General features: G+C 45.8%; 16 protein-coding genes. 3 read left to right on the top strand and 13 right to left on the bottom strand.

Features of this window, described 5'->3' with window-relative positions; genetic code table 11:
• Positions 1-198: 198 nt before the first annotated feature.
• Entirely contained in the window at positions 199-1,119 is a 921-nt protein-coding gene (locus MHH25_RS26640) for an ABC transporter permease subunit (protein WP_237178266.1), read from the top strand.
• 132 nt (positions 1,120-1,251) lie between these two features.
• Entirely contained in the window at positions 1,252-2,130 is an 879-nt protein-coding gene (locus MHH25_RS26645; protein WP_047841631.1) for a carbohydrate ABC transporter permease, read from the top strand.
• 45 nt (positions 2,131-2,175) lie between these two features.
• On the opposite strand, the gene MHH25_RS26650 is transcribed toward MHH25_RS26645, so the two are convergent.
• The 6 genes from MHH25_RS26650 to MHH25_RS26675 form a co-directional block, all read right to left on the bottom strand.
• On the bottom strand, positions 2,176-2,367 hold the full coding sequence (locus tag MHH25_RS26650) for an aspartyl-phosphate phosphatase Spo0E family protein (protein ID WP_036668104.1): 192 nt from the start codon (positions 2,365-2,367) through the stop codon (positions 2,176-2,178).
• Between the two features lie 247 nt (positions 2,368-2,614).
• Entirely contained in the window at positions 2,615-3,637 is a 1,023-nt protein-coding gene (locus tag MHH25_RS26655) for a hypothetical protein (protein WP_340018564.1), read from the bottom strand.
• Positions 3,638-3,661: 24 nt separating this feature from the next.
• Positions 3,662-4,660: a hypothetical protein gene (locus MHH25_RS26660; RefSeq protein ID WP_340018565.1), complete on the bottom strand. Its 999-nt coding sequence runs from the start codon at positions 4,658-4,660 to the stop codon at positions 3,662-3,664.
• Between the two features lie 28 nt (positions 4,661-4,688).
• A complete protein-coding gene (locus MHH25_RS26665; RefSeq protein WP_340018566.1) occupies positions 4,689-5,609 on the bottom strand; it encodes a WYL domain-containing protein in 921 nt (306 codons plus the stop codon).
• 83 nt (positions 5,610-5,692) lie between these two features.
• Entirely contained in the window at positions 5,693-5,881 is a 189-nt protein-coding gene (locus MHH25_RS26670; RefSeq protein ID WP_074096524.1) for a hypothetical protein, read from the bottom strand.
• A 142-nt stretch (positions 5,882-6,023) separates the two neighbouring features.
• Positions 6,024-6,347, bottom strand: coding sequence for a helix-turn-helix transcriptional regulator (locus MHH25_RS26675; RefSeq protein ID WP_036606795.1), 324 nt, complete (start codon positions 6,345-6,347; stop codon positions 6,024-6,026).
• Between the two features lie 205 nt (positions 6,348-6,552).
• Here MHH25_RS26675 and MHH25_RS26680 point away from each other — a divergent pair, with 205 nt between their 5' ends.
• On the top strand, positions 6,553-7,920 hold the full coding sequence (locus MHH25_RS26680; RefSeq protein WP_340018567.1) for an MFS transporter: 1,368 nt from the start codon (positions 6,553-6,555) through the stop codon (positions 7,918-7,920).
• Between the two features lie 84 nt (positions 7,921-8,004).
• Here the strand turns inward: MHH25_RS26680 and MHH25_RS26685 are convergent, their stop codons facing one another.
• Genes MHH25_RS26685 through MHH25_RS26715 form a run of 7 tightly spaced genes read right to left on the bottom strand, consistent with a single transcriptional unit; the run spans position 8,005 to position 17,529 of the window.
• A complete protein-coding gene (locus MHH25_RS26685) occupies positions 8,005-9,027 on the bottom strand; it encodes a BtrH N-terminal domain-containing protein (protein WP_036668109.1) in 1,023 nt (340 codons plus the stop codon).
• A complete protein-coding gene (locus MHH25_RS26690) occupies positions 9,024-9,587 on the bottom strand; it encodes a hypothetical protein (RefSeq protein ID WP_036668110.1) in 564 nt (187 codons plus the stop codon). The genes MHH25_RS26685 and MHH25_RS26690 overlap by 4 nt, the downstream gene beginning before the upstream one ends.
• Before the next feature lie 32 nt (positions 9,588-9,619).
• Entirely contained in the window at positions 9,620-11,386 is a 1,767-nt protein-coding gene (locus tag MHH25_RS26695) for an ABC transporter ATP-binding protein (RefSeq protein ID WP_340018568.1), read from the bottom strand.
• A complete protein-coding gene (locus MHH25_RS26700) occupies positions 11,383-13,128 on the bottom strand; it encodes an ABC transporter ATP-binding protein (protein WP_338707059.1) in 1,746 nt (581 codons plus the stop codon). The genes MHH25_RS26695 and MHH25_RS26700 overlap by 4 nt, the downstream gene beginning before the upstream one ends.
• An 11-nt stretch (positions 13,129-13,139) precedes the next feature.
• Complete coding sequence (locus MHH25_RS26705; protein ID WP_340018569.1) at positions 13,140-13,613, bottom strand: hypothetical protein; 474 nt, start codon at positions 13,611-13,613, stop codon at positions 13,140-13,142.
• Positions 13,600-13,869 (bottom strand): phosphopantetheine-binding protein, encoded by a 270-nt coding sequence (locus tag MHH25_RS26710; protein ID WP_340018570.1) that lies wholly within the window; start codon positions 13,867-13,869, stop codon positions 13,600-13,602. The genes MHH25_RS26705 and MHH25_RS26710 overlap by 14 nt, the downstream gene beginning before the upstream one ends.
• Positions 13,870-17,529, bottom strand: coding sequence for an amino acid adenylation domain-containing protein (locus tag MHH25_RS26715; protein ID WP_340018571.1), 3,660 nt, complete (start codon positions 17,527-17,529; stop codon positions 13,870-13,872).
• Positions 17,530-17,596 lie beyond the last annotated feature (67 nt).

Below are 17,596 nucleotides of genomic sequence, written 5' to 3' on the forward strand. Positions count from 1 at the left end.
GTTTCCATCAACAAGTTAATATTTCAACATCCGCATTGAAATGTTGTTCTATAGTCGACCCTTCTCCGTTGCTATAATTCAGTTGCTCCACTCTGTGCTGAGGCTTGCTCGCCTCATGTTACCTGGGCTGGACGAGATAAAGGAGGGACCCTGATGGCTATCGAACAACCGTTAACAACCAATACGCCGGTGCGAAAAATGACACCCCATCCACGCAAACGTACCCGCTGGAATTTCAAACGTACGTGGCCGCTGCATCTGATGCTGCTGCCTGCTGTACTGCTCACATTACTGTTCGCCTATGTGCCCATGGGCGGCATTATTATTGCTTTTCAAGACTTCAAACCGTGGCTGGGATTCACTGGCTCCAAATGGGTGGGCTGGGACAACTTCCGGTTCATGTTCGAATATCCCGACAGCGTTCAGGTCATCTGGAACACGGTGCTGATTGCTTCGATGAAAATCGTGGCCGGACTTCTGGCCCCCGTGGTGTTTGCCATTTTGCTGAATGAGGTTCGGAACTCCACGTTCAAACGTTTCTCACAGACCTTGGTGTATCTGCCCCATTTCCTGTCCTGGGTTGTCCTGGGCGGCATTCTGCTCGATATGTTATCACCGGAAGGTGGGTTGGTAAACCAGGTGTTAGCGGCGGCAGGCGTTGAACCGATCTTCTTTCTGGGAGATGGCGACTGGTTCCGTGTAACGGTGGTTGTCAGTGATGTATGGAAGGAGTTTGGATTCGGAACGATTGTATTTCTGGCAGCACTTGCGGGTATTAACCCGGCATTGTATGAGGCTTCGGAGGTGGATGGGGCAACACGACTCAGACAGACTTTGCACATTACCCTACCTGCACTCGTGCCGATGATTATCGTGGTAGGTACGTTATCGCTGGGCAATATCCTGAATGCAGGCTTTGACCAGATCTTTAACCTGTACAATCCGCTGGTATATGAGAAAGGCGACATTATCGATACCTTTGTCTACCGGATGGGAATTCTGAATGGCAAAATGAGCTTTGCGACCGCTGTTGGACTATTCAAATCATTTGTCGCGATGTTCCTGGTCATCTCTGCGTACCGGATGGCGTACAAAATCGCCAATTACCGTATTTTTTAAGAAGCATTTTGCATAAATCCAGACAGCGACTTTCAATAAGAAAGATAGAGATCGAAATGGTTCAGTTCGTCTATATCTTGTACACGCGAGCGATTCAAATCGAATTATGCAAAATGCAGAGGAGGAATCAAGGTGTATCACAAAACAACCGGGTACCGTATATTCAATGGTTTCAACCTGATATTCATCGCGGCCGTCTCGATCCTGTGCATCCTGCCGCTGGTCCATATTCTGGCGGTTTCCTTCAGTGGTAAAGCGGCAGCATCCGCCAATCTGGTGACACTGTGGCCGATTGATTTTACGGTGGACGCCTATACCAAAACATTTGGTAACAGTAACTTTCTCAGCGCACTCTGGATTTCAGTTCAACGTACCGTTCTTGGCACACTGCTCAGTATGACACTTGTTTTCCTGACGGCTTATCCTTTATCCAAGGAGAGTCTGCATTTCAAGGGACGTTCATTATATGCGTGGTTTTTCATCTTCACGATGCTATTTAGCGGGGGATTGATTCCATCCTATATTTTGATCCAGAAGCTTGGATTGATGAATACGATGTGGGCTCTCATTTTGCCAGGCGCGGTGGCTGTCTGGAACCTGATTCTCATGATGAACTTTTTCCGCAACGTGCCGAAAGAGCTGGAAGAAGCCGCATTTATCGATGGAGCCAACCATATCACAACTCTGTTCAAAATCTATCTGCCTGTTTCCATGCCCGCCATTGCCACGATCTCCTTATTCACCATGGTAGGTCAATGGAATTCCTGGTTTGACGGTTTGATCTATATGAATGATGCTTCCAAATATCCACTCGCCACGTTAATGCAGACCATAATTGTACAGCAAGATTTCTCCAACATGAACGTGGATGCAACGCAGCTCCAGAACATGTCTCAACGTACGGTGAACGCAGCTCAGATCTTTATTGGCGCTCTGCCGATCCTGCTCGTATATCCGTTCTTGCAGCGTTTCTTCGTAAAGGGGATTGTGCTCGGGGCGGTAAAAGAGTAAGGCAAACACACGGAATCCCCTCTTGGAATTCTTTGTTCAGAAAGATCATGATTTCAGTTGATTCGAGATCGTTCTCCCGCGAGTTGCATTGTTATATTCATTAATTAACTCATCCAGCACCATGGATTGGCGAATAACCTCCGGATGCCATAGTTCCGGGTATTGACTTGCAATCTGGTAGAGTCTTTGCCGTGCATTCTCGATACATTCCTGAATGGTTTCCGGATTATGTACCATACTCCCGCCCCCTGTTGTCCTTGAATATCATCATCCAAAAAAGACCATCTAATATAATATTCGGAACAAGAGGGGATTTGGATTACCCCAAAATTAAAATTTTGGTTATTTTTTCTTGTAAAAGTTATGATTAGCGTGGATCATATAAGTTGATGTGCATATATGTTCAATACAAATAAACCGGATCGGCTGCGCCTGTCCGGTTTTATTCCTGCTGAGTTTTTCAATTTTCTCTATCATGCTCCAATTATCTTAATCCAACATCCTTAAAACGATTGCCTATCGTCTCTGGAAAGGCACGGTTAATGGCATCAATAGCACGTTGTTCCGTAGCCCCTGCCTTCCGGATAAGCTCAATAACTCTTTGCACACATTCCGGTTCTCTCGAATCCCAAGAGATGGAGTTGTCTATTTCCTCAATGATCATTGTGTACAGGTTTGCGAGTAGCTCATACTCGTTTATAACCTGGTCCATTTGAGTGGACAGATGCTCAAGTCCTGCAACATAAGAGGCAATATCCAATCTTGATTTGGCATAATAGCGAAGTACAGTTGCCGTTTGTTCTGCGTCATATGTTCCTGACTGCAAAGCAGCAGCCATAACCGTATACGCAGCCGCTCCACAGGCATAATCTTGGGGCGGCAGCATATAGTCATGAGTTTCCCATTTGTACACGGCCTGGATTAACGATTCCTTGCAGACTTCCCATAAATCGATAGGTGCACAGGCTTCCAGAACCTGATAATACCAGTAGGGTGTACTGTTCCTCCCAAACGAATCATAGGGCAGACGAATGATTTCATCACCTTTACTTTCACAGATGAATAACACCCGTTCCGCATCATCATATCCAGTAACAATGACAAATTGATCATGCCATAGAATCGCACCTACGCCCCGGTCAATGGAAGCTTTGATATCCAGCAGAGCCTGCTTCTGATACAGGGGAAAGGTTGGTTCGAACGAAAAGCCCGCTGCCTGGCTCGCCGTCACACCAATGAAGTCTGCTGCGACAAAGTTCTCTGCCATCCAATTGTATGCGGAGATTGACTCTGACGTCAGACGCCGATCCACCACTAATCGGAATGCACTTGCTGTCATACCTGCAATCATGTGGTGTGGGAAAACCGTCCACTGTTTATGTAATAAAATGCGAAACAACGCATCTGTATATGCGCTCACACCGCTCCATGATCTATATTCATCAGCAAAACTCGCAGCTTGCGGGGATTGAATCCAGTCCTGCAATACTACTTTTGTAGCCATCATCCTTCACTCCCTTCCCCTCTCATCCTATCGTGCGGAATGTGCTCCCCACCGTGGTATAGTGGACCTTTTACGGTCAGGATACTTCCTGGATATCACTCGAAAATAATCAATGGCCTGCTCTTCCAGTGCTTTCGCCTTCACGAGTACTTGTGCTAAATCTTCTGTGGTGTCTGGTCGCAAGACACGTCTATTCTCCTGCTGAACCATATATCCTTTCATTTGGTCAATTAACGTCCCAAGCTGTTCATAACATGCACAAGCCTGATCCAGTTCGTTCCATATCCCTCGAACACCCTGCAAATACATCCTTATTTCGGTTCGCGAATGGCAGAAGGATTCCAAAATATAACCTGCACCGGTTTCATCGAAATCCCCACTCCGCAGGGCCTCCACCCACACATCATATGCCTTTCTACCTGAAGTAATATTCTGATCAGGTAACAGACGATAGGGAATATCCCAATCCTCAATCGCCAGTCGCAGGGATTCCAGCAGCATCTGCTGTTCAGGGATACGGACCTGATCACCAAACACCTGACAATACCAAAATCCGGTAAAGTTCAAGCCGAAATTATCATATAGCAAAATCTGCGGTTCCTTGCTCCATCCGTCTTGCACATAAAAGATGCGGTCACTGTCATCATATCCATGAATAACACCGAACTCAGGAATCCAGTAAATCACACCAGTGCCTTCATCAATACTCCGTCTCACCCAGTTCACTGCATCCTGCTGGTAATAACCGAACGTGGAATGACGTGTACGTCCCCCATCCCAGATCGTGAATATCCCCAGGTTATCAATTCCGGGACGATGCGCTTCCCCCCATTGTCCATACGCTGTAACCGACATGGGAAGTAGTCTGCGATGCACCGACAGCTTAAAAGCCATGCCCGTATATCCGGCAAGTACAACCTTGGAACCTTGAAACTGGCCCGTATGGGTTAGTATCGCATGCAGACTATCCACGTATGATTTGGACTCCCGCTTCATGATGAGGTTATCTAAAATATTCTCAGCCAAGGACGGATCTTCTCCTCTCTATGCTGCTTTATTCCACGTTTTGCTTACTTTGTATCGCGAGCCTGTCAATTAATCCTTCTGCGCTTTGCTGAAGCTTGCGTCTAAGCCACCCAGGAGACAAAAGTTCCTCCCATTCGCTAATAAACAAATGCTGTAAGAAAGCATCCGTGTCATAAAATTCAATTGAATAAATCTGATCGTGCCTAGCCTGGATACGATACCCTTGCCATAGGTCCATTTGCTGCAATTCCTTCAAGCGAACCTCAGCTACAAACGGTTTACGCACAGGCAGTGGTTCTTCCCATCCACCTAGGAGGGTATCTGACCTGTACTCAAATCTCTCATCCAAGATCGATACATGAACAATGCCCTCCAAGCGAATCGCCACTTGCTGCACAGGATCTGCTTCATAACCCACCACGTAATCGGCGTTAAACTGGGATATCATCTTTAATGGACACAAGGAAAACTGCCGTTCTCCATCGTGATCCCTGTAATGAATATGCACTCTACGCAAGTCAGTTATGGCATGGGACAATAATTCAAAGAATTGCAGTTGCTTCGGTTGCGCCGAAAACACTGGGAGCTCACTACTTCCCATCTGTTGTTCCTCCAACGTAAAACGCTCCAGCAAATGCGCTACACGTTTCACCGCGTCCGATTGATCATAATCGTAATGCCGGTAACGATGCGCCAGATATTTCAGCACACGCTGCTCTTCTTCGGTCATATACAAATGGGGCAATCGAAAAGTCTGATCCTCATAACAATAGCCCCGATATTTCGCCATATACACCAAAGGGGCTCGCAAGGAACTTGCCATATATTCAATATCACGCTGAGCCTGACGACGGGAGATTTCAAATTCACGGGCAAGCCAGCTGCTATTCGGAAAACGTCCACCCCGAATCTGTTCGTCAAACCAGTGAATCCGATGCATGTTACTCATCTTCCCGCCCCCATCTCATCCATTCCTAATATATTAGATTATATCAAAAGACATGGCCCGTTCCGAAGAACAGGCCAGTTATGTTATACATGTGCCTTATCCACTCTGGATTGCACGGCTTTGAAGCATTTCTTGCATACTTTCAGACTTGTACCGTCTGTTTTTGTTTGCGTATACAACAATTTAATTCGGGTACTGCTGCACACCGGGCATGTTCCCCGGCCCCTGGAAGGAAGACTCCACAAAACGCGTCCTCTTTTAGTTTTTGCCAATGGTTGTGAACCTCTTTTCGATATGGTTTGTGTGTTCACCGTTATTATATAGGGCCTGGTACGACACAGAATGTCGCATCAGTATTAGAGCTAGTTCAGAAAATAAAAATGTCCCCTCTTCGACCTGAAGAAAGGACAACATTTAGGAAGGATCTGTGCTCGACTGAGCTGCGGCCTGCAATAACGGTTGCAGGAGTCCTGGAAAGCGCGTTTCCAGATCATCGGATCGCAGGGTGAGAAAATGCTGAGTGCCCTGCACTCTGACCCGAATAACTCCGGCTTCCCGCAAGGTACGAATGTGATGCGACATCGTTGACTTCACAACAGGTGCATGAAAATGACTGCACGGCTGCTCCCCGCTTCTCGCTGCTTCAGCAACAATCCCAAGACGAGTCGGGTCGCTTAACGCATACAATACGGAGGAAAGTTCAATATCTGATACTTGTGGATGATGTAAAATCTTCATATTGTAGTCTCCTTTTTTCAGACTATCCATTGTATTTTAACACAGATCCATGATATATTTCTAATGTTCGACACCAATCGAACTTTAATGATTTCGTTATGTAACCCCTGCTGTTAGGCACGGGATTGACATCATACTACATTTTGCAAATGTTACACACCGTTTCTGAAATGTTGCGAAATACACATCACTTTAGGAGGTTTTTATGAACAACACCGCAACCGCATCATCAGGGGAACGGACCGGAATACAGGAAGGATTAATTGTAAGCTTGCTTGGCTTCACCGTTGTACTCGTTGTTATGAATACAATGATGTTTAATCTGGCCCTGCCCAAAATTGCAGCCGAATTTATGCTTACATCCGTCGCTTCCTCATGGATTGTTACAGGGTATTCCATTGTATTTGCCATTTCCTCGATTACGTTCTCACGTCTATCGGATTTCATACCTATTCGTACATTATTCACGACCGGGCTTACGTTACTTGGCGCGGCATCCGTTCTCGGGTTCTTCAGTAATCATTTCATCATTTTGCTCATTGCACGTCTGATCCAGGCTGCGGGTGCTGCATCGGTTCCGGGGCTTGCCATTGTACTGATTACCCGGTACATTCCACATGATCGCCGGGGTAAATCGATGGCTGTAATCATGTCCGCGAGTTCACTGGGCCTTGGACTTGGTCCCGTCATCGGCGGAAGTATTACTCAGTTTCTGGGATGGCATGATCTGTTTATCGTTACGGGATTAACATTATTCTTGATTCCTGTATTCTTCAAACTGCTCCCGCGGGAAACACCGCAAAAAGGTTCATTTGACCTGCTGGGTGCCGTGCTTCTCGCCATCGGTACTACCGGTGTGTTGTTATTCCTGACTTCCCGTCAGTGGTACACGCTTGTTATCGGTGTTGCGGCACTGCTTCTGTTCTGGCTCCGAATTCGGCGCGCGGCAGATCCGTTTGTTCAACCTGCTTTGTTTAAAGACAAAAAATATATGATGCTCAGCTCGCTGGGGATTGTATCGTACATTAATAACTTCTCAACGTTGTTCCTGTTACCTCAAATCTTGGCGCATCTGTATGGACTGACACCTGCTCAATCCGGACTTGTCATCTTCCCCGGTGCAGTCGTGTCTATGCTGCTGTCCAACCGGATCGGCCGCATGATTGACCGACACGGCAATACGTTGCTGTTGAAATTTGCACCATGGTTGCTACTGGCCGCTGCCGGATTGTTCGCCTTATTTGCAGACAATAACATCTACGCCATCATGGCCGTGTATGTCCTGCTCAGCGTAGGCTTCTCTTCCCTAACCACCAGCGTGTCCAATGAATTGTCTGGCAATCTGACCATGGATCAGGTGGGCGCAGGTATGGGGCTGTTCCAACTTAGTCAGTTCTTCAGCGGTGCTTTCAGTGTTGCTGTTACTGGTGTAGCATTGACGGCGATGCAAAACTTGCCACTGTCCTCAGCGTACACCAATATTTTCTGGGGTATGACCGTAGTTGCACTTGCATCCGTTATTTTCTCTCAGGTGTATCTGAGAATGCAGTCACGAAAACAAGCTGCTGCTTAATATGAAGCAAGTCATAAAAAAGGCCCATAAAGCGATGTTCGCTTTATGGGCCTTTTTGCAAATTCCGTAAGGTTTCCTAGACTCCTAACTCGCAACCAGAATCTTTACCATGTTATGCGCTTCTTGTTCTATACCTATAATTTCTCCAATTTTACTCAACACTCGGTTCAACATGTGATAACGACTATCCATATCCAGGTACTGACTTTTCAATGTCATATTAGCGGCGAGATTCCATCGTTGCGCAGCATATTCGTATGCTTCCACCAGTTGATGAATATCCGGATTATATGGCATTCCCTCTCTTAGGAAGTGGCCATACAAATATCTGTTATTACTTATGCCAGCCAAGTCGCCATACATATTGTCCAGATATTCTTCGGTCAACACTGATGAATCTTGCATATGCTGACGTGTAGAGTCTATATATCGTTCAATTGCAGGCAGGCCTACATGCGGATTAACTAATTCATACCACTCAACCTGATTAACCAGTTGCCCGGATTTTCCATCCATTATTTCATGATTTTGATGAAGCATATCGTAGAATTCTCTCTCTTTTACCTGTTGGACGGCACTCCCAACATCTAATATAGCATAACGATAACGCGTGCCCTCACGAATCAACGATGTCTGACCTAGATCAAGAGCTTCAAATAACGTCTGTTCATCCATATTGCCTTTCAAATGATAAAAATCATCAATAAACTCAAACTGTCCATCTGTATAGTCGGACAATACAATACAATGCGACGAATGAAGTAATTGATAGAGTGAATTATACTGCATATAAAATACATCAACCCATACAATAACTGCTTCTTTTTGCTGAAGCAACGTCATGATTTCCTTTATAACCTCGGCCCGATCATTTTTTCTGACGATATTCAAATCAATATGATGAATATGTTGAAACTCATTTTCAACCGACATATACGTGGGAACAAGCTTCGGGGTGCCCCTCTCCGGGTCTTCATGGTACATCATCCCGCATTGTTTCCACACTGCAAGAAAATTCGTAATTTGTTTATAGTTGAGAATGCTGCTTACACATAAGGTAAAGCAATCTTCACCTTCTTCATGTGCTTCTCTGGGCTGAATATTCATATACTCCACTCCTTCCCCAAGGTTAGTGCAAAGATATGCATGCATGGATTGTCCGGCAATAGGATCTTGTCAAATGAAATGGGTTCTTCGAGTGTAATCTTCTGAAACCAGATAATAGGCTGTTTGGATGTCAGTAAGGCCCCCTTTTGGGTACACACCCCACTACATTGAAACATCATTTCCTCATTATAATGTGGAACCGTCTCGGTCCAGTTGGTCAGGTCCAATGATGCTCTCCCCATCCGCTCTCCATTTCGTTCAAAATAAATGAATTCATGGTATGAACCATTATCTGCTGCACCCAGAATGTATAGTGTCGAATATAGATCGATAGGTACCGGAATGTGCTGGCTATCCAGTTCTATATTATTAAACGCCTGTCTGTGTAGAGGAAAATGAAACGGAACATCCTGCCATTGTACCTTCTCCTGATCAGGCAGTTCGTCTCCAGGGTACGAGGAACCAAAGGTCGTGAAATTACCAATTTGGTTTGCAGCAAGATAACTGAATCCATTGTTGTTATAGTGTTCTTCCAAATGTAGTGGACAATAGATGGTCATGTCATAAACCTCCTAGGATCGTTCTACTTATTTCAGGTGACCACTGACCCGATACCTTGACGCTGATCCTTGAATAACGTGTCATACACCTCATGTCGTCCAGCCAGCTCCAGATGAGTGCCCGTAGCAACGATCTCTCCCTGATCGAGCACAATAACTTGCTCGGCATCCTGAATAGCTGAATAACGGTGTGCGATTACAAGCACGGTCATATCTTCTGCGATCCCGCGGATCACCTCATTTATTTTCCGTTCCGAGTCATTATCCAGTGCAGATGTTGCTTCATCCAGAATCAGCATTCGGGGTCTTGTTAACAGCACCCTGGCAAGAGCCAAGCGTTGCTTCTGCCCTCCCGATAGCTTAATACTTGACTCACCCAGGATGGTATTATACTGGTCGGGCAACCCTTCAATGAAATCATCCAGTAAAGCCATACGACATACCTCTCGTACCTCTTCTTCTGTTGCCAGAGGCTGTACGAGTCTGAGATTATCCATGATGGACATACTGAACAAGGCATTCTCCTGCATAACGACCCCAATATGTTGATAAAGATATTCTGATCCCAAGTCACCAATGGGCTGTCCGTCAACAAGAATGGCCCCTTGCTGTGTTTCGTTCTGCCCCAGAATAAGTTTGATTAACGTGCTCTTCCCCGAACCACTTCTGCCTACGATAGCCGTATAATCACCGGGCTGGATGTTCAGATTAATCTCATGCAAGACATTACTTTGATTCTCCTGATAATGAAAGGAGACATCCCTGAATTCGAGATGCCCTTGGAACTCTGGCTGTAATGCGAGCTTTCTCTGTGGTGTAACCGGAAGTTCCAGCAATTCAACGATCCGTTCAATGGAAGGTGTCACATCATGGAGTTGAACATTGGAGGCATTAATTTCATTAATGTTGTTAATCATCTGTTGATAGTAGGTCAGAAAGACAAGCAATCCCCCGATCGTTAATTCCCCCTGAAAAATTAGCAAACCACCGATAAAATAAAGATTCATCTTATTAATAAAGTCATCCTGGAAGGTATAATACAGCTCATTGGCGTAGGTGTACGCCAGATGCCGGAACTTGATTTTTCCAAATCTCTTCCAATATCCCACAAACTTAATGGATTCTTTGCGCTGCATATTCAGTGCCTTGATTTCCTTCCAGTGTCTGAAGCTGTTCGATATCCATGTCTCATATTCTCCGGTAGTCTGACGGAATTCGGAGACCAGCGCCTTGGCCTTTTTGCCCAATCGGGAACTGATGACGAAGGAAATAGGTAGCATGATAAAACCCAGCAAAGCCATCTTCCAATTCAGCGACAACAGAATAACCGCATATGCCCCTACGCTGATCCATTTGAACGTATAATCAATCAAATGCAAAAAGATAAAGTCTTTGACCAGTGTGACGTCTCCATCCAGCCTGTTCTTCAGATCTCCCGCACTATAGCGCTCATATAAAGTCGGCTTCATGCGCACTAATCTTTTCCACATATTCAGTTGTAAATCCAACTTGGTCCGACCTAATAACCGGTTACTGAACAGGGTTTGCAGCCCCAGAGCGGTTGTCTCCAACGCAAATAAGCCCAGGTATCCGGAAAGGATATAGGGCAACATTCCAAGCTCCCGTCCAACCATGACATGATCAATGAGCAGCTTGTACAGATAAGGAATCATGAGGGCAATAGCGGTCAGGGCCAATTTCAGTGCACCCAGAATAAAGATTTGACGGTCCGCATTTTTGATAAACGGCTTAATCTGTTTAAACAGTGCATACCGGGAAGTTGACGGTGCCTTGGTCACGACATCAGTCCCTCCTTCCGGATGAAATCTTCTGCAAATAACTCACGGTAGTGCTCACTATTCTCCAGCAGATATCCATGTGTGCCTGTAGCTACAATGCGTCCCTCATGCACAACAGCAACCCGATCAGCATTCAGGATAGAGGATAAGCGATGGGCGATGACAATCGAAGCCCGATCCTTGCTCAATTGCTGCCAGGAACGCTGGACCGCTTGTTCAGCTTCATAGTCCAAAGCGGAAGTGGCTTCGTCGAATATAATCAATTTGGGTTGCTTTAGAAAAATTCGTGCAATAGACAGACGTTGCTTTTGTCCTCCAGAGAACTCCATTCCCCCTGCGCCAATAACGGTGTCCAGACCCTGAGGAAGCGAACGGATAAAGTCTCCAATAAAGGCCTGATCACATGCCTCCAACAAGTGGTCGTCATCCGCATGAGCGCTGCCAAGCATCAGGTTGTAACGAATGGTTTCGTTGAACAGTATGGCTTCCTGCTGCACGATCCCTACTCTCTTACGCAGTCGAGACAGAGCATAGTCATCTATATGCCTGCCGCCAATGCGAATCTGCCCTTCTTCCGGGGCATAGAAACCGAGCAGCATGTTCACAATCGTTGTTTTGCCCGAGCCACTTTTTCCTACAAGCGCAACGGATTCATGGGCACCGATCTCCAAGGTGAGACCGTTCAGCACATAGGGACCCTGTTCCTCATACCGAAACCTTACTTGCTCGAATGACGTCTCCCCATCTTCCATATCCACTTCCGAGTGACCACCGCTTCTTTCCGTCTCTTCATCCAGAAGTTCAAAGACTTTGCGTGACTGTACCGTCAGCTTGGGCAGATTCACAACCGCCTCGTAGATCATCATCATGGATTGATTATTCTTGGTCAGATACGACATAATGGCAACAAAGGCTCCTGCCGTAAGCTGTCCCTGAACAATAAGCACACCAGCAATGGCGTAGATAGACAGATCCGATAGCAAAAAAATAAATGCATTAGAGCGGGTCGACATCCATTTCATGACTTCTGTCTGATTGTCGAGACGAATCACATCTGCACTCTGTCCCGTAAACAGTGTAGTGACCCGTTTACCACTCCCCAACAAACGAATATCTCTCATGCCTTGAAGCATCTCCAGCATCCAGCTGACAAAATGCCCGTATTTCTCACGCAAAATCGTCTGCTGCTTGGTCATCTTACGATTAAAATACTGTGATACCCAGACCGAAACCGGAACTAACACCATCATGGCTAAGGCGATATACGGATTTAGATAAAACAAAAAAACAAACGATACCAGCAATTTCGTGAACGGAGCAGCCATCTGAAAAATGATTAACTCTATTAACTGCATGACAGAATCCGTGTCTCTTGTTAGACGTGTGACCAGATCACCGGTCTGGACTTTTTGAAAATAAGACGCTTTAAAATGAAGAATGCGATCAAATAAACTTTTTCGAATATCAAACAGAAATTTAACATTCAAATAAATCCAGATGGATTTAATGATCCAACTCAGAGCCCTTACACCTACATACAAAGCAATATAAGTCAAAATAACATAGCCGAAGAAATGAAGATTACGGTGATAGAACACTTCGTCGATCAAAATGGCAAAAATAAGCGGTCCAATCAGATCCACCACCACCATGATCAGCTCGCAAAACAGCATGGTAATCAAGCTGATCCGGTAAGGTTTGGCGAATGTACGGATTCGTTTGCTCAGTGTAATATTCTCCATGCCATCCTCCTCTAGGATATCCAGCTCTCAAGTACAGTCTGGCTCTGGGACTGTACCTCCGTAACAATCGAGATCTCGGTTGTATGGGAGGACTTCATCCGCTCCCCCAGCTCTTCATTCCATACACCTTCGGCTGTAATACGAGTGGTAGCTGATGTGGGGTCTTGATTAACCTCAAGAATCTGCGCAGCATAACGTTTACCCTGTTCTTCTGTGTACCAGATCAAGGAGTCGCCTTTCTTAAATCCCGAATCAGGCTTTTCTGTAAATTCAGCTATAATGTGTACTTTGGTGTTCTCCCCTTGCATAGATTCAGCCACTGCACTTGCACTGGCGGTCTCACTGCGCAGATAGGAGGTCGTATGGAATTGCATGGCTAGTGTCACTAATGCGGTTACGGTTAATCCAATAATAACAAGTGCCGCCACGGGTAACTGAATAGAAAGCCTGAACCAGATCTGTCCTATTCGTCTAGTCCGGCTCATGTTCCGAATCTCCTTCAATGAGACTGACCAGATAATCCCTGAAATCGGAAATCGTATCGGTTTGCACAAAGGTCAATCGGTCGTCGTCTATTTCAATGTCGAATTCTTTCTCCATCTCAACCACAATTTTAATGTAATCGAGCGAATTCGTCCCCAGTTCGCCCCAGGCTTGATCCATCTGAATATCCGTTCCACACGCCATAACCTTGTCGATGACCTGTATTATTCGGGTCTCCAATGTCATGATTTCACTCATTCAGATCCTCCCCATCATGTGAGATTTAGCCAACTCATCGTAATACTCCCGTTCAAGCAAGCTTATATTCCTGTATATCTCCGGGAGTTTATGAAACGATGTTGGTTTATATGAAGAAGTAAGCACGTACTTGGCCAGAACTGCGCGAATATCACTCCACTCCATGACAATACGCTCACGAATATGTGTCAATCTGGAATCCGCACCCGTTAGATTGGCACAACGATACACCTCTGCCTTTTTGGCACTAATCAATTTATGCAACAATATAACCCATTCCTCAGCCATTGAAGACACCAGATGTGGATCATGAACAATGGCCTCAAATCGCGGCACACTCTCCACCAGCCTTGCCAGACTGCTCTCCACCCGCTCCTGTTGCTCTTCCATGTGACTCACATAGATCTGCCAGTATGCCTCCAACTGCTCCTGACTGGAATCTCTTCGATGTATCACCGGATTATGCTTGTTGTAGAACGTATAGAAGGTGTTTACTTCCATATTGAAATGATCGATATAACCATGATAACTGTCCATCAGATCCTGGTAACTGACGGTTCGTTCTTCATATGACAAGTTATCATGATGCTTATGCTCCATCACGGTAAACGTCTGGTTGATCGGATCAACACCGTATACAAGCCAGGTATGTGGAATATGCTTTTTGAGATACGTATCATTGCGTATGGATGTGTAATAGACGTCAACCCAGACAATAACCGGTCTGGCATTCAGTACAGCTCGACTGACATCCTGTATAATGTCCTCGCTGATTTTCACCATTTCATAGCCAATGCCCAGATCGTCCAGAATGTCTGTATCCTTGCGGCAGGAGAAGAAACCATTCACAAGAAATTGCTCATTGTCAGACCATAGATACTCGTCCACATGATGGATGAAGAACGGATGTATGCTTTTTTTCTGCTGCAATACAATCGGGAATAAAGAGTTATAGAAACATAATTTGAAGAAGACATCGTTAAAAGGATGGTATCCATCGGAATGGGCTCCCCATGAATGCTCCATGCCTATAGATGATGATGACGTCTTGTTAACCTGTACAACGTCAGATGCCTGCCCGTTATTTTCAATTTCATCTGAATCTGCAAGCCCGGGATTATCTTTCAGAACCGTTGCAAGCATCCTTATGGTCGGATTGTCATACAAAATGGAAGGCAGTACCCGAATACCGAGATTCTCCAGTTCGACCTCCATTCGAATCACAAGCAGGGAGTGCCCTCCAAGCTGAAAGAAGTCGTCGTCGATACCGATCCGTTCCATTTCCAGTAATGTACACCAGACATGTACCAGTTGGTGCTCCAGCTCACTCTCAGGCGGTGCATAGTTCATTCCAAAATGTAAAGACTGCTTCTGGTTCAATAACTCTCGTGTATCTATCTTCCCGTGGATCGTCCGCGGCATATGTGATATTTGAATGTATTTTGAAGGCAGCATATATTCGGGCAACAATGACATTAGATATTGGCGAACATCCATGACATACAGCTCCGTATCTGCCACGATATAAGCGGTTAGCACCTTTTCACCTTCGACTCCGATCGTCAGTACAACACATTCGCCAATCGGACCGTAACGGATCAGATGTCGCTCAACTTCTGCCAATTCAATCCGATGACCTCTGATCTTAACCTGCTTGTCCATCCTTCCCAGAAACAACACGCGGCCTTCCGCTGTCCACATCCCCGTATCGCCTGTACGGAACATCCGCTCTCCTTCAACAAACGGTGACTCGGCAAACTTCTGATCCGTCAATTCCGGCAATCCTACATATCCTCGGGATACCCCTTTGCCTGAAATACATATTTCTCCGGGTACGCCCACGGGTAACATTCGTCCATGCCGATCTCCAATATGTACGAAATAACCCTGAATGGGGCGACCTACCGGAATCGGATCAACAGTCTCTGATGACAGCTTCTCATAGAGCGCACATACCGTCGTCTCCGTGGGACCATACGTATTGTATACATTGGTATAGGTGAGCAGATGTCCAATGTCCGCCATCTTCAACACATCCCCACCGCTGATAAAGGTGCGAACACTCGCAAGATTGGGCATCCGGTTAAGCTCCCTCAGAATATGAGGTGTAGTACTGACAAGGGTGACCTTGTGTCGGTCCAGTAACTGCACCAGTCCGTGAATATCTAACAGTTGTTCCCGCTGAACCACAACAAGTGTTGCCCCCGCAGTTAATGCAGGAAACACTTCCTCCATATAAGTATCAAAGGTACTGGCGGCTTGTTGAAGCACCTTGTCTGTTGAATTTAGTTGAAACTCGGCTTGAAAAGCGTTCACGTATGCACTCAGATTTCGTTGCTCTACTCCGACCCCTTTGGGCTGACCCGTTGATCCGGAGGTGTATAGAATGTATGCTAGACCACTCATATCAGGTAAGGTACTTAAACCACTTCCATCTTCTGCTCTCCATGGGGCATCATCCAGCTTAATCATTTCTATGCCTGAGCCTGAGGGCATAGCCAATGTCATCTCCTCTAGAGCCTGTTGTACCTCCGTTTCCAACTTTCCCGTCAGGAAAATACGTGCATCCGATTCCATTAAAATATGACGTATACGCTCCAGGGGATATTCAGGATGAAGAGGAATATAGGTTCCGCCTGCCTTGAACACTGCCAGGATCGTAATGATTAATTCCACGGAACCTGCCATCATGACAAGCACTGGACTTTCGGCAGTCACTCCAGAGGCAAGCAAAAGACGGGCCAGTTGATTGGATTGCTCCTCCAGGGACTGATACGAAATTTGGCGATCTCCCTCTATAACCGCAGTCTGGTTGGGTATTCTGTTCACTTGTTCAAGAAATAAAGTACAGACAGAACGTTCCTCTGGCAGGGAAGAACGTGGACTTTTGTTCCAGCTTTCCATGATTTCATTCTCCTCTTCCGAAGAAAGGAGCCAACTTATGGATAAGGGTTGGTCTGGTAAGGCTGTTGTCTGTTCCAGCAATCGTATGTAGTGGGAACATAAACGCTCGGGTTGACTGGGTTCAAGAGGTATTGCACCATAACGGAGGGTCATGTGAAGTCGTTGGTCTACGCGATCAAACTCCAGTGAACAATGGGTTCCTTCATCCAGAACAGGCTCCTCATGAATTCCTTTCATATACAAAACCGTCTTCAACTCGCACTCCTCGGGAAGTCGTCCCAGCTTCTCTGCCATCTTATCGTAAGGAAAATGCCAGTACGTTCGGGCCGACATGACTTCAGCCTTGGTATCCAATACCAGTTGTCTGAACGATGCTGCCTCGTCTACTTTTCCACGAATCGCAAGCAAGTGAGAACTGCGAAAATCCTCGACTTGTTCTGGAGTTAGAGGCATACCCAACAACACATTCTGGTGTCCGTAATAACGATACAACAGATGTTGAAATCCCGATAAAAGCAATATATACAACGCCAGATTCGATCCCCCGCTCATGCGGATCAATCTTGCGGACAGTTCATCTGGAAAGGAAAAGGAAAGAACCTGTACGTTTGGTTCCCCAGTCTGGATCGAAGGTTGTAGAATTCCGTCAAACAAAGTTCCTATATGAATATCGCCATCTAGTTGTTCCTGCCAGTACGTTCGTTCTTCCTTAAATTTATCACTCGACATCATAACATTGAGTAGATGGATATCCATGATCTCACCCCGAATACATAGTAAACCGGCACAACAAGTGTTGATCTCACCTGTCATGCCGGTTGAT

This window comes from Paenibacillus sp. FSL H3-0457 (genome assembly GCF_037981725.1).
GTDB lineage: Bacteria > Bacillota > Bacilli > Paenibacillales > Paenibacillaceae > Paenibacillus > Paenibacillus amylolyticus.

Coding starts and splice junctions, on each gene's coding strand:
- MHH25_RS26685 (WP_036668109.1), bottom strand. CDS start 9,027: ATGAATATTCAGCCCAGAGAAGCACATGAAGAAGGTGAAGATTGCTTT.
- MHH25_RS26650 (WP_036668104.1), bottom strand. CDS start 2,367: ATGGTACATAATCCGGAAACCATTCAGGAATGTATCGAGAATGCACGG.
- MHH25_RS26700 (WP_338707059.1), bottom strand. CDS start 13,128: ATGGAGAATATTACACTGAGCAAACGAATCCGTACATTCGCCAAACCT.
- MHH25_RS26655 (WP_340018564.1), bottom strand. CDS start 3,637: ATGATGGCTACAAAAGTAGTATTGCAGGACTGGATTCAATCCCCGCAA.
- MHH25_RS26715 (WP_340018571.1), bottom strand. CDS start 17,529: ATGGATATCCATCTACTCAATGTTATGATGTCGAGTGATAAATTTAAG.
- MHH25_RS26665 (WP_340018566.1), bottom strand. CDS start 5,609: ATGAGTAACATGCATCGGATTCACTGGTTTGACGAACAGATTCGGGGT.
- MHH25_RS26710 (WP_340018570.1), bottom strand. CDS start 13,869: ATGAGTGAAATCATGACATTGGAGACCCGAATAATACAGGTCATCGAC.
- MHH25_RS26640 (WP_237178266.1), top strand. CDS start 199: ATGACACCCCATCCACGCAAACGTACCCGCTGGAATTTCAAACGTACG.
- MHH25_RS26675 (WP_036606795.1), bottom strand. CDS start 6,347: ATGAAGATTTTACATCATCCACAAGTATCAGATATTGAACTTTCCTCC.
- MHH25_RS26690 (WP_036668110.1), bottom strand. CDS start 9,587: ATGACCATCTATTGTCCACTACATTTGGAAGAACACTATAACAACAAT.
- MHH25_RS26680 (WP_340018567.1), top strand. CDS start 6,553: ATGAACAACACCGCAACCGCATCATCAGGGGAACGGACCGGAATACAG.
- MHH25_RS26705 (WP_340018569.1), bottom strand. CDS start 13,613: ATGAGCCGGACTAGACGAATAGGACAGATCTGGTTCAGGCTTTCTATT.